The sequence below is a fragment of the Micromonospora sp. C31 genome (assembly GCF_018070575.1).
GTDB lineage: Bacteria > Actinomycetota > Actinomycetes > Mycobacteriales > Micromonosporaceae > Micromonospora.
Genome location: NZ_JAGPXN010000005.1, coordinates 268,013 through 283,726, shown reverse-complemented (window position 1 = coordinate 283,726; position 15,714 = coordinate 268,013). Strand labels below are relative to the sequence as shown.

The window sequence follows — 15,714 nt, the reverse complement described above, 5'->3', positions numbered from 1 at the left end:
CCCACCACCCCGCCGCCGACCACCGCCCCGCCCCCCACCCCGCCGCCGACCACCGAACCCCCACCCGGGGCGGTGCAGATGGAGGACCTCGACCGGGGCCTGGTCAGCGTCCGCTCCGGCACCGGCAACCTGGTCTCCTGGCGGCTGCTCGGCACCGAGACCACCGGGGTGGCCTTCAACCTCTACCGCGGCGCGACCAGGGTCAACGGCAGCCCGATCACCGGGGCCACCAACTACCTCGACAGCGGCGCGGCGGCCGGCGCGACCTACACGGTGCGCGCCGTGGTCGGTGGTGTGGAACAGGCCGCCTCCGCGGTCGCGCTCCAGTTCCCCGCCGGGTACCTCGACGTGCCGTTGCAGGTGCCGCCGGGCGCGAGCACGCCGAGCGGCGAGAGCTACACGTACTCCGCCAACGACGCCTCCGTCGGCGACCTCGACGGCGACGGCGACTACGAGTTCGTGGTCAAGTGGGAGCCGTCCAACGCCAAGGACAACTCCCAGTCCGGCTACACCGGCAACGTGTACGTCGACGCGTACACCCTCACCGGCACCCGGCTGTGGCGCGTCGACCTGGGCCGCAACATCCGCGCCGGTGCCCACTACACCCAGTTCCAGGTGTACGACTACGACGGCGACGGCCGCGCCGAGGTGGCCATGAAGACGGCCGACGGCACCCGCTCCGGCACCGGCCAGGTGATCGGCTCCGCCACCGCCGACCACCGTAACTCCAGCGGGTACGTCCTCGCCGGCCCCGAGTACCTGACCATGTTCGACGGCCACACCGGCGCGGTCCTGTCCACCGTCAACTACGACCCGCCGCGCGGCACGGTCTCCTCCTGGGGTGACAACTACGGCAACCGGGTCGACCGGTTCCTCGCCGCCACCGCCTACCTCGACGGGCGACGGCCCTCACTGGTGATGGCCCGGGGCTACTACACCCGCGCGGTCGTGGCAGCCTGGGACTTCCGCGACGGCACCCTGCGCAAGCGGTGGACCTTCGACTCCAACGTCTCGGGCAACGGCGCCGCCCACGGCCAGGGCAACCACAACCTGTCCGTCGCCGACGTCGACGCCGACGGCCGGCAGGAGATCGTGTACGGGTCGGCCACCATCGACGACGACGGCCGTCTCATGTACGCCACCCGCTTCGGCCACGGCGACGCCCTGCACGTCGGCGACCTCGTCCCCGCCCGCGCCGGCCTGGAGGTCTTCACGATCCACGAGTCCGGCAACCAGCCGGCGGCCGACCTGCACGACGCCCGCACCGGTCAGGTCGTCTGGCAACGGCCGGACAACGGCGGAGCCGAGGGCCCGGGCCGGGGCGTCGCCGCCGACATCCACGCCGGCAACCCCGGCGCCGAGTTCTGGGGCGCCGGCACCCACATGGGTGACCTGTACGGCGCCAACGGTGCCGTGGTCGGACGCCGGCCGTCCTCGGCGAACTTCCTCGCCTGGTGGGACGGCGACCCCGTCAGGGAACTGCTCGACGGCACCCGGATCGACAAGTACGGCACCGGCGGCGACACCCGTCTGCTGACCGCCAGCGGCGTGGCGACGAACAACGGCACCAAGTCCAACCCGGCGCTCTCCGCCGACCTGTTCGGCGACTGGCGCGAGGAGGTCGTCTGGCGCACCACCGACAGCCGGGCCCTACGGATCTACAGCACGCCCTCGCCCACCGGCACCCGCATCCACACCCTCATGCACGACCCGCAGTACCGGGTCGCGGTCGCCTGGCAGAACACCGCCTACAACCAGCCCCCGCACCCGGGCTTCTTCATCGGCGACCGGATGGCCGCCCCGCCCAGGCCCGACATCCACCTCCGCTGAGCCGGTGCTCGGCCGGCGGCGGCGCCTCGCGGCGCTCCGTCGGCCGGCGACCGGTCACGGGGCCGAACGGGCGCCGGGCCACGGTCGCGAGGCAGATCGGGCGCCGGGCCACGGTCGCGAGGCAGATCGGGCACCGGACCGCAGCCGCGGAATCCGCACAGCTCCGGCCCGGTGCCCCACACCGCGGCACCCCCGACCCGTCCCGACCGGGAATGCCGTACCACCACCGAGGACAAAGCTAGACGGGCCACGCGTCGCCCCGGTGACGCCGACGTGAAGATCGTGTTTCAGCCCTCGCGGCGCAGGCCACCGGCCACCTGCCCGGCGATCAGCTCGTACGAGCGCACCCGGTCGGCCACGTCGTACACCAGCGTGGTCAGCATCAGCTCGTCGGCGCCGGTACGCGCCAGCAGCGCACCGAGCTGCCGCCGTACCGTCTCCGGGGAGCCCGTCGCCTGACTCTCCCGGCGCTGGCGCATGAACTCGCGCTCGGCCTCCGTGTACGGGTGGGCCGCCGCCTCGTCCGGCGTCGACAGGGGCTCCAGGCGACCCGAGCGCAGCCGCAGGAACGACAGCAACGCCGGCCCCGCCAGCCACTCCGCCCGCTCGTCGGTGTCCGCGCACACCGCGTTGACGGCCACCATCGCGTACGGCGCGTCCAGCCACTTCGACGGTCGGAAGTGCTGCCGGTACAGCGCCAGCGCCGGCACCGTGTGCTGCGCGCTGAAGTGGTGCGCGAAGGAGAACGGCAGGCCCAGCAGCCCGGCGAGCTGGGCGCTGAACCCGCTGGAGCCGAGCAGCCAGACCGCCGGCTGCTCGCCGAGGCCGGGGGTGGCCGTGATCGGCCCCGGCCGCTCGCCGCTGAAGTAGTTCATCAGGTCCGCCAGCTCCCGGGGGAAGCCCTCCGCCGACAGCCCGTCCGTCGTCCGGCGCAGCGCCAGCGCGGTCACCTGGTCGGTGCCCGGGGCGCGGCCGATGCCCAGGTCGATGCGGCCCGGGTGCAGCGCCTCCAGTGTGCCGAACTGCTCGGCCACGACCAGCGGCGCGTGGTTGGGCAGCATCACCCCGCCCGAGCCCAGCCGGATCGTCGACGTGTGCGCCGCCAGGTGTGCGAGCAGCACCGCCGGGGCGGAACTCGCGATCGCCGGCATGTTGTGATGCTCGGCCACCCAGAACCGGCGGTACCCGAGTTCCTCCGTGCGCCGGGCCAGCTCGGTGGTGTGCCGCAGCGCCGCGCCGGCGGTGGCGCCGGCCGCGACGGGAGCGAGATCGAGAACAGACAGCGGTACGTTGATCACACGCTTGGCCAACCCCGCCGACCTCGGGTTTATTCCCCGGAGCAACCGGGCTGATGGTGCCCGACGCGCCGACCGGGGCTCACCCCATGCCGCGCGCCTGCTCGAAGATCAGACTCGTCTGGGTGTGCAGCACCGCCGGGTCGACGGCCAGATGGTCCAGCACGAAGTCCCGCAGCGCGTCCGCCGAGGCCGCCCGCACGTGCAGCACGTAGTCCTCCGCGCCCGCCACGTGGAACACCGCCACCACCCCCGGCAGCCGTACGGACCGGGCCCGGAACGCGTCCACCGCCGCCCGCTCGTGCGCGGTCAGCCGCACCGACACCAGCGCCTGCAACGGCAGCCCCACCGCCGCCGGATCCACCTCCGCGTGGAACCCGCGGATCGCCCCGCACTCGCGCAGGGCCCGGGTGCGGGTCAGACACGTCGACGGGGCCACCCCGACCCGCTCGGCGAGGGCGTTGTTCGGCAGCCGGCCGTCGGCGGTCAGCTCCGACAGGATCGCCCGGTCGGTGTCGTCCAGGTCGGCGAACCGCCGCACATCATTCGTCGCAAGGGGCATGCGATCATCATCCATCGAATCCGCCCCGGTATCCAAGGCAATTACCGAATCATGTTCGGAACTATTGCCCTTGGTTGACGGCATGTTCGATCCTTCCGACATGACGACCGTGGACACCAGAGCCGTGCACGCCGGCCGCGACGACCTCGCCGCCCTCGGCGTCCACGTGCCGCCCATCGACTTCTCCACCACCAACCCGCTGCCGTCGGTCGACGCCGGCGGCGACGCGTACGAGACCCTCGCCACCGGAGGCACCCTCCCCGTCGGCGGCAGCGCCGTCTACCAGCGGCTGTGGAACCCCACCGTGGCCCGCTTCGAGACCGCCCTCGCCGACCTCGAGGGCACCACCGACGCCGTCGCCTTCGCCAGCGGCATGGCCGCCCTCACCGCCGCCCTGCTCGCCGCCACCAGGGACGGCAAGCGGCACCTCGTCGCCGTCCGCCCCCTCTACGGCGGCACCGACCACGTCCTCGCCACCGGCCTGCTCGGCACCACCGTCACCTGGGCCCGCCCCGACGAGGTCGCCGCCGCAGTCGGACCCGACACCGCCCTGGTGATCGCCGAGACCCCGGCCAACCCCACCCTCGACCTGGTCGACATCGCCGCCCTCGCCCGGGCCGCCGGCGACGTGCCGCTGCTCGTCGACAACACCGTCGCCACCCCCGTGCTCCAGCAACCCACCCGGCACGGCGCCACGCTCGTGCTGCACAGCGCCACCAAGAGCATCGGCGGGCACGGCGACGTCCTCGCCGGCGTGGTCGCCTGCGACGCCGACTGGGCCGCCCGGCTGCGCCAGGTCCGCGCGCTCACCGGCGCGATCCTGCACCCGCTCGGCGCGTACCTGCTGCACCGCGGCCTGCAGACCCTGCCGCTGCGGGTCCGCGCCCAGCAGGCCGGCGCCGAGAAGCTCGCCGCCTGGCTCGCCACCCACCCCGCCGTCGCGCAGGTGCACCACCCGTCGCTGCACGACCCCGCCGGGCTCGTCGGACGGCAGCTGAGCGGCCCCGGCAGCCTGCTCGCCTTCGAGGTACGCGGCGGCGCGTCCGCCGCGTCCGCCGTGGCGAACGCCTGCCGGCTGATCACCCACGCGGTGTCGCTGGGCGGCGTCGACACCCTCATCCAGCACCCGGCCTCGCTGACCCACCGACCCGTCGAGGGGGAGGCCAAGCCCTGCGGGGGCCTGCTGCGCATCTCGGTGGGCCTGGAGGACCCGGAGGACCTGCGCGCCGACCTGTCCCAGGCCCTCGCCGAACTCGGCTGATGCTCGGCCGTCGGCCGGGTGACGCTCGGCCGTCGGGTCAGGACTTCGGACCCACGTGGCGGTCGAGGGCGGCGACGGCCTCCCGGCGCGCAACGGAGAGGGAATTGCGGCGGTTCATCCGCCAGGCGATGCCGAGCAGGTCCAACGCCCACTGGCAGAGGCCCATGATGTCGGTCGACTCGTTGGTGAACATGTAGCGGGGGTAGACGTACTCTTTGCCCCGGACGGAGACCCGGTTGGCGAAGCGGCATCCGTCGGAGTGGAACAGGCCGCGCACGAAGTCACCCACGAACCTGGTGACGATCTCCTTCTGCCAGTCGACGAGGACGATCGGCCGTTCGTGCTTCTTGCCGGGCCCGTGCTGGGGCAGCAGACACAGCCAGTGTCGGCCGTAACTCTGTACGTCTACGCAGCCCTGCTTCTGCACCCGCTGCACGGCACCAGCCAGCACGTCTCGCGGGGCCTGCTCGCAGCGGGTGATCAGGTCGGGCCAGGCGTCCGAGCAGTAGATGCGTAGCACCGGGACGCGTGCGGTCGTGACGAGGTGGCCGTCGCCGAGGTAGAGGCCCAGGAGGTAGGCGTAGGCGGCCAGGTCTGTCGGATTGTCGGGGATCGGTCGGCAGCGGAAGCAGCGCAGTCGGCCGCATGAGCGGTTCTGGCCGCTCACGACACCAGTGCCACACGGTGCGGTAGGAGAGGCCGACACTGCGGGCGGTGTCGGCGATGCTCGCTCCGGAGAGGTACAACCGCCGGGCGCGAGCGCGGATCTCGGGTGGATGCACCTCACCACTGTCGAACATGCGTACGACAATTTCTGGTGCCCTCGGTGGGATTCGAACCCACACTGTATGGATTTTGAGTCCATTGCCTGCTGCCGGTTGGGCTACGAGGGCGTTCCACGATTCGGCCCTGACAGACTACCCACTACGCTAAGGGCGGCGACACCCGGCACCGCGGGTGTCGAGCACAGACTTGTGGGAGTTGCTCGTGGCCGAGACGCAGACGGACGTCGAGCGCAGGCGCGTTCTGATCGCCGAGGACGAGGCGCTGATCCGGCTGGACCTCGCCGAGATGCTGGTCGAGGAGGGGTACGAGGTCGTCGGTGAGGCCGGCGACGGGGAGACCGCCGTGCGGCTCGCCGAGGAGTTGAAGCCGGACCTGGTCATCCTCGACATCAAGATGCCGATCATGGACGGGCTGGCCGCCGCCGAGCGGATCGCGGGCGCGCGGATCGCCCCGGTGATCATCCTGACCGCGTTCAGCCAGCGTGACCTGGTGGAGCGGGCCCGGGCGGCCGGCGCGATGGCGTACCTCGTGAAGCCCTTTCAGAAGAGCGACCTGGTGCCGGCGGTGGAGATCGCGCTGTCGCGCTACTCGGAGATCGCCGCCCTGGAGGCGGAGGTCGCGGGCCTGACCGACCGGCTGGAGATCCGCAAGACGGTCGAGCGCGCCAAGGGCGCGCTCATGACGGCGTACGGGATGACCGAGCCGCAGGCGTTCAAGTGGATCCAGCGCACGGCGATGGACCACCGGATGACCATGAAGGAGGTCGCCGAGCGGATCCTCGCCGAGACCGCCGGCGGCGAGGTCGCCCAGCCCGCCTCCTGACCCGCCCTCCGGGGCGACGCGACACGCCGCAGAGCGCTCCGGGGACTCCTCGCGGGGCCGGTTGATCGATAGCATCTGATCCATGTGGACCCGGCGACTGGTGGCGGTGCTCGGTGTCCTCGCGTTGCTCCTGGTCGGCTGCGACCGGGCCCCGGCGGAGCCCGCCGACGAACCGCTGCGCCCGCGCTGGCAGCCCCTGACCCTGCCGGCGCCGCCGGGCGCTCCCGGCCGGCCGTTGCTGCGTGACGCCGTGGCCTGCGCCGGCCGGTGGTACGTGGTGGGCGGGTTGGCCGATGCGGCGGGGGAGACCCGGCCGGCGGCCTGGAGCAGCGCCGACGGCGTGTCGTGGACGCCGCTGTCGTTGTCGCCGTCGAGCCACTACGGCCGCCAGCACGTGCTCTACGCGGCGGCGTGCCGCGCGGGCCGGCTGGCGGCGCTCGGGGCCAAGAACGGCGGCGCGCACGGCAACCCGCGCACGGGCACCTGGTCGCAGTCGTCGGGCGGGCGGCTGCGGGAGGTGCCGGCGCCGTTCGAGCTGTACGCCGGCCCGCGCGCGGTGAGCGTGGCGCGGCTGGCGGCGGGCCCGGGCGGTTGGCTGATCGCGGGGGCGCGGGTCGACGGGGCGGCGGTCTGGACGTCGCCGGACGGCGAGCGGTTCACGATCCGGGAGGGCGTCGCGGAACTCGCCGGCGACGGGCGCGGCCGGACGGTCGCGTACGACGCGGTGGCCGTGCCGTCGGGTTGGTGGGTGGTGGGCGCGGTGCTGCCGTCCGGCGCGACGGCGCAGGCGCCCCTGGCCTGGAGTTCGGCCGACGGGCGGGCCTGGCGGCGGGTGGCGCTGCCGGTGCCGGACGGGCGTGGCCAGGCGCAGCGGGTGGCGTCGGTCGACGGCGCGGTGGTGGCCCTCGGCCCGGTACGCGACGGGTTCGGCGTGTGGCGGCTGGCGGGCGCCGAGTGGCGTCGGGTCGGCGGGTTCGGCGCGGCCGGCCCGGGGGTGTCCTCGGTCGACGCCCTGGTGCCGGCCGGGCGTGAGTTGGTCGCGGTGACCGGGGACGGCGGTGATCGCGGACTGTGGCTCTCCGTCGATATGGGCGACTCGTGGCGGGTGATGGCGATGCCTGTCGTGGTGTCGGATGGTGGGAACACTGCCGTCGCGGTGGCGTCGCAGGGCGATCGACTGCTGTTGGTGACCGATGACGGTGAGGGATCCCGTGCCTGGTCAGCGGGGTTGCCAGTCATCGATCGGTAGGGGGCGGAGGAAGGCTGGCCCGTTACCGACGAAACGAAGGTGAGAGCCTTTCGCGACCGACGGTTCTTACAGCGAACGCTTCGAATCCGCCACGCCGTGTAACGGTTCGGTCAACCCCCTCCCCTGGGGCTTTCGTCACAGCTGAAAGGTGGGATAGCGTCCGGCCCCAGACCGGCGACGACGGTCTGGTTCGTCCGCCCCCGCAAGGGCCAATCGGCAGCGGGTGGTTCGGACCATTGGACGGAGGAGGGTTCGGGCCTTGAGGCAGAAGCTCGCGCGCGTTATCGGTGGGGCCGCCATGCTGGCGCTCGTCGCCGGCGGCACCGCATGCTCCAGCGGTAGCGACGACACGGCGTCCGGTGGGGACGCCTGCGGCAACAAGATCGCGTTCTTCGGTGCACTGACCGGCCCCTCGGCCGCGCTGGGCATCAACGAGAACAACGGCGTCAAGCTGGCGGTCGACAAGTACAACAAGGAAAACGCCGACTGCAAGGTCGAGCTGGTCCCGCTGGACTCGCAGGGCAGCCCGGACCAGGCGCCGCAGTTGGCGCAGAAGGCCATCGACGACACCAAGATCCTTGGCATCGTCGGCCCGGCCTACTCGGGTGAGTCCGAGGCCGCCGGCCCGCTCTTCAACGAGGCCGGTCTGGTGACCATCACCCCGTCCGCGACGAACCCGACGCTGGCGAAGCAGGGCTGGAAGACCTTCTTCCGCGCGGTCGGCAACGACCTGAGCCAGGGCCCGGGGGCCGGCAACTACATCAAGAACGTGCTGAAGGCCGAGAAGGTCTACGTCATCGACGACCAGTCCGCGTACGGCGCCGGCCTGGCCGACGAGGTCAAGAAGCTGCTCGGCCCGGCGGTCGTCGGCTCGGACAAGGTCCAGGGCGACGGCAAGCAGGTCGAGTTCTCGGCCGTGGTCACCAAGGTCAAGGCCGCCAACGTCGACGCGGTCTTCTACGGCGGCTACTACCAGGAGGCCGGCCTGATCCGTAAGCAGCTCACCGCTGCCGGGATCACCGCCCCGATGGTCGCCGGCGACGGCGTGAACGACGCCGCGTACATCACCTCCGCTGGCGCGGCGGCGGCCGAGGGCACCATCCTCACCTGCCCGTGCCAGCCGGCCGCCGAGGCGCGTGGCACCTTCAAGGAGGAGTTCAAGGCGCTCAACGGCACCGAGCCGGGCACCTACAGCGACACGGCCTACGACGCGGCGAACATCCTGCTCGCCGGCATCAAGGCGGGCAAGACCACCCGCGAGGGCCTGCTGGAGTTCGTGAAGGGCTACAGCGGCGAGGGCGTCGCGGCGACCTACAAGTTCGTCGAGGGCGGCGAGCTCGACCCCGCGCAGGTGAAGGTCTGGGCCTTCAAGGTCGTCGGTGGCAAGGTCGTTCCGGACCAGGAGATCCCGAAGTCCTGATGCCGGTCGCTGCTACGGCGATTGAGTTGTGATCGCGGGTGCGGCCGGGAGCTCGCTCCCGGCCGCACCCCATTTTTCTCTCCAGACACTGATGGAGCGTCCCTCCCTTGAACTTCGACGGACTGTTCTCCAACTTCGGAGAACTCACCACGACCGGCCTGACGCAGGGCGCGATCTACGCCCTGGTCGCGCTGGGCTACACGCTGGTCTACGGCGTGTTGAAACTCATCAACTTCGCCCACTCCGAGGTCTTCATCGCCGGCGCGTTCTTCGCGATCTGGACCTGGAACTGGTTCGGCCTCGACCAGAACTCGCAGGTGAGCGGGGCCGGCTCGATCATCTTCTATCTTCTCGTGGCGATGGTTGTCGCGGCGATCGCCTCGGCGACCACCGCAACGGTCATCGAACGGGTGGCGTACCGGCCGCTGCGTAAGCGCAACGCCCCGCCACTGGCCTTCCTCATCACCGCGATCGGCGCGTCCATCGCCATCGCCGAGGCGTTCGGCATCTGGACCCGACGCCGTCCGGAGGGTGCCCCGATCCTGGTCGGCCAGGAACCGCTGTTCCGCATCTTCGGCGTGCCCATCGACGCCGTCCAACTGCTCACCATCGGCGCCGCGCTGGTGATGATGATCGCGCTGGACATGTTCATCAACCGCAGCCGGGTCGGTCGCGGCATCCGGGCGGTCGCCCAGGACGCCAACACCGCCGCGCTGATGGGCGTGAACAAGGACCGGATCATCATGATCGTCTTCATCGCCGGCGGCAGCATGGCCGGCGTCGCCGGCCTGCTCTACGACGTGCGGATCCAGACCCTCACCTACAGCGTCGGCTTCCTGCTCGGCCTCAAGGCGTTCACCGCGGCGGTGCTCGGCGGTATCGGCAACCTGCGCGGTGCGCTCGTCGGCGGTCTGCTGCTGGGCGTGGTGGAGAACTACGCCTCCGGCCTGTTCGGCACGCAGTGGAAGGACTTCGCCGCCTTCGCGCTGCTGGTGGTGCTGCTGATGTTCCGGCCGACCGGCCTGCTGGGTGAGTCGCTGGGGAGGGCACGGGCATGACGACCGTCTTGGACAAGGTGCGCTCCGGCCGCGAGGCGGTCGGCGACCGGTGGCACCACGCACCGCGCTGGGTGCGCTGGGCGCTGCTGGCCGCGGTGATCGCGTTCTTCTACGCGCTGCCGAACAGGGAGTTCTACCAGTACCTGGGGCCGATCCCGACCCCCGGCGCGAACTTCACCCAGGTGATGTTCACCGTCTCGATCTACGTGCTGCTGGCCGTCGGTCTGAACATCGTGGTCGGCTTCGCCGGCCTGCTCGACCTCGGCTACTTCGGGTTCTTCGCCGTCGGCGCGTACACCGTGGCGGTGCTGACCTCGCCGAGCAGCGACCTCAAGGCGATGTGGCCCTGGCTGCTGGCGGTGCCGGTGGCGATCGCCCTGACGATGGTCTCCGGCGTGATGCTCGGTACGCCGACCCTGCGACTGCGCGGCGACTACCTGGCGCTGGTGACGCTCGGCTTCGCCGAGATGATCCGGATCGGTGCGGTCAGCTCGGAGTTCCTCAAGGGCCAGCGCGGCTTCAACCAGATCCCGCACCCGCCGGGCGAGTTCGCCGACGGCAAGCCGGTCTTCGGCGTGCTCGACGCCCGGCCGTACTACTGGCTGGTGCTCACGCTGATCATCCTGGTGGTCATCGGGGTGCGGAACCTGACCCACAGTCGGGTCGGGCGGGCCTGGATCTCCATCCGCGAGGACGAGGACGCCGCGCAGCTCATGGGCGTGCCGACGTTCAAGTTCAAGCTGTGGGCGTTCGCCGCGGGTGCCGCGATCGCCGGTCTGGCCGGCGCGCTCTTCGCGGGCAAGCAGAACTTCGTCAACTCGCAGAACTTCGAGCTGCTGAACTCGATCATCATCCTGGCCGCGGTCATCTTCGGTGGCTCCGGCAACATCGTCGGCGCGATCGTCGGCGGTGGTCTGGTGGCGTACATGATCGAGCGGTTCCGCGGCATCGAGCTGTTCGGCGTCGAGCTGTACGAGTACCGGTTCCTGTTCTTCGGCCTGGTGCTGGTGATCATGATGATCTTCCGGCCGGAGGGTCTGATCCCCAACCGACGACGTGCGGCGGAGTTCAAGGATCGTCGCAAGGAGGTGACCGTCGGTGAGTGACACCGAGCAGACGCCGGTCGTTCCGGCGCAGGCCGGCGCGCCGGCAGTGGAGGCGGTGCCCGCCCGGGAGCCGCTGCTGGAGGTCGACAACGTCACGCTGCGCTTCGGCGGCGTGGTCGCCCTGAACGAGGTGGACTTCACCCTCTACAAGGGCGAGATCCTCGGTCTGATCGGCCCGAACGGCGCCGGCAAGACCACCTGCTTCAACGCCATGACCGGCATCTACCAGCCCACCGAGGGGCAGATCCGGTTCCGCGGTCAGAAGATCAGCGGTAAGAAGCGGCACCAGATCACTCAGATGGGCATGGCGCGGACGTTCCAGAACATCCGCCTCTTTCCCGAGATGACGGCGCTGGAGAACGTCCAGGTCGGCGCCGACGCGCACCACAAGACCAGTGTCGTCTCCGCGCTGTTCCGCCTGCCCCGGCACCGGAGGGAAGAGCGCGAGGGCCGGGAGAAGGCCGAGCGCCTGCTGGAGTTCGTCGGCATCCGCAAGCGGATGCACGAGTTCGCCCGCAACCTCTCCTACGGCGAGCAGCGGCGGCTGGAGATCGCCCGCGCGCTGGCCACCGACCCGGTGCTGCTCTGCCTGGACGAGCCGGCCGCCGGCTTCAACCCGGCGGAGAAGGAGGAACTGCTCCAGCTCATCCGGCAGATCCGCGACACCGGCGTGACCGTGCTGCTCATCGAGCACGACATGCGCCTGGTCATGGGGGTCACCGACCGGATCGTGGTGCTGGAGTTCGGGAAGAAGATCGCCGATGGGCTGCCCGCCGAGGTGCGGGAGAACCCGAAGGTGATCGCGGCGTACCTGGGGGTGCCGGACGATGCTGCTTGAGATCGACGATGTGAGCCTGCTCTACGGGCGGATCCAGGCGCTGCACGGCATCAGCCTGACGGTGGACGAGGGCGAGATCGTCGCCCTGATCGGCGCCAACGGCGCCGGCAAGTCGACCACGATGCGGGCGATCTCCGGGATCCGGCCGGTCGCCAGCGGCAGCATCCGGTTCGACGGTGAGGACATCACGAAGCTCCGGGCGGACCTGCGGGTCCGGCGGGGGCTGTGTCAGGCCCCCGAGGGCCGCGGGATCTTCCCGGGCATGACGGTGCTGGAGAACCTGGACATGGGGGCGTACACCCGGCGTGACCGCGCCGGCATCGCCCAGGACCTCGACCGGGTGCTGGGGCTCTTCCCGCGCCTGGCCGAGCGGCGCAGGCAGCAGGGCGGCACCCTCTCCGGCGGCGAGCAGCAGATGCTGGCCGTCGGGCGGGCGCTGATGAGCCGGCCGAAGCTGCTGCTGCTCGACGAGCCCTCGATGGGTCTGGCCCCGATGCTGATCCAGCAGATCTTCGACATCATCGTCGAGATCAACCAACAGGGCACCACCGTCCTGCTGGTGGAGCAGAACGCCCAGCAGGCGCTGGCCCGGGCCCACCGGGCGTACGTGCTGGAGACCGGCCGGATCGTCAAGAGCGGCACCGGCGCCGAGCTGCTGCACGACCCGGCGGTCAAAGAGGCCTACCTCGGCGTGGCCTGACCGACCGTCACCCCTCATCGCAAGGAGTACCCCATGTTCCTCATCAGTGGTGGCCGCCGGGCCGCCCTCGGCGTCACCGGCGCCGCGCTGCTCGCCCTCTCGCTGGCCGGCTGCGGCGAGAAGGAGAACACCGAGCAGCCCGGCGCCGGCCCGAGCGTCACCGCCGCCGCCGACTCGGCGCTGGCCGCGAAGGTGCCCGACGCCATCAAGGCCGACGGCGTGATCAAGGTCGGCACCGACTCGACGTACGCCCCGGCGGAGTTCCTCGACGCCGACGGCAAGACCATCGTCGGCTTCGACATCGAGCTGTTCAACGCGGTCGCGCAGAAGCTCGGCCTCAAGGCCGAGTACGAGTCGGCGCCGTTCGACGCGATCCTGCCCGGTGTCGACTCCGGCAAGTACGAGGTCGGCGTCTCCTCGTTCACCATCAACGCCGAGCGGATGAAGACCGTCAACATGGTCAGCTACTTCTCCGCCGGCACCCAGTGGGCGACCAAGGCCGGCAACCCGGCCAAGGTCGACCCCGAGAACGCCTGCGGCAAGAAGATCGCCGTGCAGGTCGGCACCGTGCAGCTCGATGACATCACCGCCCGGTCGAAGAAGTGCACCGACGCCGGCAAGCCGGCGATCACCATCGACCAGTACCAGGCGCAGAGCGACGCCACGGCCGCCGTGGTCAGCGGCAAGGACGACGCCATGCTGGCCGACTCCCCGGTCGGCGCGTACGCGGTGAAGCAGAGCAACGGCCAGCTCGAGGTGCTCGGTGACATCTACGAGTCGGCCCCGTACGGCTACGCGGTGAAGAAGGACCAGGCCGCGTTCGCCGAGGTGCTGAAGGAGGCCGTCACGGCGGTCATCGCCGACGGCTCGTACGAGGGCGCGCTGAAGAAGTGGGGCGTCGAGGGCGGCGCCATCACGACCCCGGCGCTGAACCCGACCAGCTGACCATGCCGGTCGAGACTGATTCACCCGAACGGGCACGGCCGGAACCCATCCGCGCCGTGCCCGTGCGGCATCCCGGGCGGTGGGTCGCCGTCGCCGTGATCGGGGTGCTGGTGGCCATGTTCGTGCACCTGCTGGTGACGAACAAGGCGTTCAACTGGTCGTTCATGGTCGACGAGATGTTCCGCCCGCCGATCATGGCGGGGGTACGCGGCAGCATCGCGCTGCTGCTGACCGCCATGCTGATCGGCATCGTGCTGGGCGTCGTCATCGCCGTCATGCGGCTTTCGGAGAACCCGATCCTGCGCGGCGTCGCCTGGGCGTACACCTGGTTCTTCCGGGCCGTGCCCCGGCTGGTGCTGGCGATCCTCTTCGGCAACCTGGGCATCCTCTGGGCGCGCATCGAGTTCGGGCTGCCCTTCGACCGCCAGATCGGCGCCCTGTTCGGGGTCGACGACTTCGAGGCGCGGCTGTTCGGCTTCTCTGCGGTGGACATCCTGACCGGCTTCGTAGCCGGCATGCTGGCGCTGGGCCTCTCGGAGGCCGCCTACATGGCGGAGATCGTCCGGGCCGGCATCCAGTCGGTCGACGAGGGGCAGACGGAGGCCGCGCAGGCGCTGGGCATGAAGCGGTCGCAGATCCTGCGCCGCATCGTGCTGCCGCAGGCCATGCGGGTGATCGTCCCGCCGACCGGCAACGAGACCATCGCCATGCTCAAGGACACCTCGCTGGTCGCCTTCGTGCCGGTCTCGATGGAGCTGTTCTTCCAGCTCAGGGCCGTCGGCAGCCGGACCTTCCAGGTCTTCCCGATGTTGGTGGCGGCGACCATCTGGTACCTGCTGCTGACCAGCGTGCTGCTGGTCGGGCAGTACTACCTGGAGCGGCACTTCTCCAAGGGCGTGCGGCGCAGCGGGCGGGCCAGGACCAGGCTGCGGGGGGTCGCGGCGGAGAGCGGCGGCACGACCGGGAAGGCGGGGGGCGCATGACCGAGCTGACGGTGCCGGCGCAGGCCGGCGAGCCCGCGGTGGAGTCCGGGCCGATGGTCCGGGCCGAGCAGGTGCACAAGTCGTTCGGGCCGATCGAGGTGCTCAAGGGCATCGACCTGGAGGTCCGCAGCGGCGAGGTGTGCTGCCTGCTGGGCCCCTCCGGCTCCGGCAAGTCGACGTTCCTGCGCTGCATCAACCACCTGGAGAAGATCAACGCCGGCCGCATCTGGGTGGACGGCGACCTGATCGGCTACCGCGAGCGCGGCGGCAAGCTGCACGAGATGCGGGAGTCCGACGTCGCCGCGCAGCGCCGGGCGATCGGCATGGTGTTCCAGCGGTTCAATCTCTTCCCGCACATGACCGCCCTGCAGAACGTCGCCGAGGCGCCGGTGCTGCTGGGCCGGGAGAAGAAGGCCACCGCCCGGGAGCGGGCCGCCGCGCTGCTGGAGCGGGTGGGGCTGGGCGACAAGATCGGCAACTACCCGAGCCAGCTCTCCGGCGGGCAGCAGCAGCGGGTGGCGATCGCCCGGGCGCTGGCGATGCAGCCGAAGCTGATGCTCTTCGACGAGCCGACCAGCGCGCTCGACCCCGAGCTGGTCGGCGAGGTGCTCGACGTGATGAAGGACCTGGCCCGCGACGGCATGACGATGATCGTGGTCACCCACGAGATCGGCTTCGCCCGCGAGGTCGGCGACTCGCTGGTCTTCATGGACGACGGCGTCGTGGTCGAGTCCGGGGTGCCCCGCGAGGTGATCGCCAACCCCCGGCACGACCGGACGAAGGCGTTCCTGGCCAAGGTCCTCTGAGCGGTACGCCGGCGCGGCCCCGTCCGGGCCGTGCCGGCGTCCGTGCCGGTGTC

General features: G+C 71.0%; 15 protein-coding genes, 1 tRNA gene and 1 pseudogene. 12 read left to right on the top strand and 5 right to left on the bottom strand.

Annotation, left to right across the window (positions count from 1 at the left end; translation table 11 throughout):
* Window positions 1-1,830 (top strand): rhamnogalacturonan lyase (locus KBX06_RS10095; RefSeq protein WP_305798282.1); only part of this gene is annotated, 1,830 nt, incomplete at its 5' end.
* Between the two features lie 287 nt (window positions 1,831-2,117).
* On the opposite strand, the gene KBX06_RS10090 is transcribed toward KBX06_RS10095, so the two are convergent.
* Both KBX06_RS10090 and KBX06_RS10085 read right to left on the bottom strand, forming a co-directional pair.
* Window positions 2,118-3,128 carry an LLM class flavin-dependent oxidoreductase gene (locus KBX06_RS10090; RefSeq protein ID WP_374225606.1) on the bottom strand — a complete coding sequence of 337 codons (1,011 nt, stop codon included), beginning with the start codon at window positions 3,126-3,128 and terminating at the stop codon, window positions 2,118-2,120.
* A gap of 79 nt (window positions 3,129-3,207) precedes the next feature.
* The gene (locus KBX06_RS10085; RefSeq protein WP_210834184.1) at window positions 3,208-3,687 is read right to left on the bottom strand and encodes an Lrp/AsnC family transcriptional regulator; all 480 of its coding nucleotides are present in this window, start codon (window positions 3,685-3,687) and stop codon (window positions 3,208-3,210) included.
* Between the two features lie 82 nt (window positions 3,688-3,769).
* Between KBX06_RS10085 and KBX06_RS10080 the strand changes: the two genes are divergently transcribed.
* The gene (locus tag KBX06_RS10080) at window positions 3,770-4,948 is read left to right on the top strand and encodes a PLP-dependent aspartate aminotransferase family protein (RefSeq protein ID WP_210834183.1); all 1,179 of its coding nucleotides are present in this window, start codon (window positions 3,770-3,772) and stop codon (window positions 4,946-4,948) included.
* Between the two features lie 37 nt (window positions 4,949-4,985).
* Here the strand turns inward: KBX06_RS10080 and KBX06_RS28445 are convergent, their stop codons facing one another.
* From KBX06_RS28445 to KBX06_RS10070, 3 genes and pseudogenes are all read right to left on the bottom strand, one after another.
* Window positions 4,986-5,615 carry a transcriptional regulator gene (locus tag KBX06_RS28445; protein WP_307854547.1) on the bottom strand — a complete coding sequence of 210 codons (630 nt, stop codon included), beginning with the start codon at window positions 5,613-5,615 and terminating at the stop codon, window positions 4,986-4,988.
* Between the two features lie 46 nt (window positions 5,616-5,661).
* A pseudogene (locus KBX06_RS28440) lies at window positions 5,662-5,748 on the bottom strand (hypothetical protein); the annotation flags it as partial.
* Between the two features lie 15 nt (window positions 5,749-5,763).
* Window positions 5,764-5,841 (bottom strand) — tRNA-Leu (locus KBX06_RS10070).
* 94 nt (window positions 5,842-5,935) lie between these two features.
* On the opposite strand from KBX06_RS10070, the gene KBX06_RS10065 reads away from it, so the two are divergent.
* The 10 genes from KBX06_RS10065 to KBX06_RS10020 all read left to right on the top strand — a co-directional run bounded on the left by KBX06_RS10065 (window position 5,936) and on the right by KBX06_RS10020 (window position 15,661).
* Entirely contained in the window at window positions 5,936-6,556 is a 621-nt protein-coding gene (locus tag KBX06_RS10065; protein WP_210834182.1) for an ANTAR domain-containing response regulator, read from the top strand.
* An 82-nt stretch (window positions 6,557-6,638) separates the two neighbouring features.
* Window positions 6,639-7,805: a hypothetical protein gene (locus KBX06_RS10060; protein WP_210834181.1), complete on the top strand. Its 1,167-nt coding sequence runs from the start codon at window positions 6,639-6,641 to the stop codon at window positions 7,803-7,805.
* Window positions 7,806-8,064: 259 nt separating this feature from the next.
* Window positions 8,065-9,225, top strand: a complete 1,161-nt coding sequence (locus tag KBX06_RS10055; protein WP_210834180.1) for a branched-chain amino acid ABC transporter substrate-binding protein — start codon at window positions 8,065-8,067, stop codon at window positions 9,223-9,225.
* Window positions 9,226-9,332: 107 nt separating this feature from the next.
* On the top strand, window positions 9,333-10,283 hold the full coding sequence (locus KBX06_RS10050) for a branched-chain amino acid ABC transporter permease (RefSeq protein ID WP_210834179.1): 951 nt from the start codon (window positions 9,333-9,335) through the stop codon (window positions 10,281-10,283).
* The gene (locus KBX06_RS10045) at window positions 10,280-11,389 is read left to right on the top strand and encodes a branched-chain amino acid ABC transporter permease (protein WP_210834178.1); all 1,110 of its coding nucleotides are present in this window, start codon (window positions 10,280-10,282) and stop codon (window positions 11,387-11,389) included. The genes KBX06_RS10050 and KBX06_RS10045 overlap by 4 nt, the downstream gene beginning before the upstream one ends.
* Window positions 11,382-12,227, top strand: coding sequence for an ABC transporter ATP-binding protein (locus KBX06_RS10040; RefSeq protein ID WP_374225604.1), 846 nt, complete (start codon window positions 11,382-11,384; stop codon window positions 12,225-12,227). Before KBX06_RS10045 ends, KBX06_RS10040 begins: the two co-directional genes overlap by 8 nt.
* The gene (locus KBX06_RS10035) at window positions 12,217-12,927 is read left to right on the top strand and encodes an ABC transporter ATP-binding protein (protein WP_101411744.1); all 711 of its coding nucleotides are present in this window, start codon (window positions 12,217-12,219) and stop codon (window positions 12,925-12,927) included. Before KBX06_RS10040 ends, KBX06_RS10035 begins: the two co-directional genes overlap by 11 nt.
* A 33-nt stretch (window positions 12,928-12,960) precedes the next feature.
* Window positions 12,961-13,872, top strand: coding sequence for an ABC transporter substrate-binding protein (locus KBX06_RS10030; RefSeq protein WP_210834177.1), 912 nt, complete (start codon window positions 12,961-12,963; stop codon window positions 13,870-13,872).
* A 2-nt stretch (window positions 13,873-13,874) separates the two neighbouring features.
* A complete protein-coding gene (locus tag KBX06_RS10025) occupies window positions 13,875-14,855 on the top strand; it encodes an amino acid ABC transporter permease (protein WP_210834176.1) in 981 nt (326 codons plus the stop codon).
* Window positions 14,852-15,661, top strand: coding sequence for an amino acid ABC transporter ATP-binding protein (locus KBX06_RS10020; RefSeq protein WP_305798281.1), 810 nt, complete (start codon window positions 14,852-14,854; stop codon window positions 15,659-15,661). Before KBX06_RS10025 ends, KBX06_RS10020 begins: the two co-directional genes overlap by 4 nt.
* Window positions 15,662-15,714: the final 53 nt, after the last annotated feature.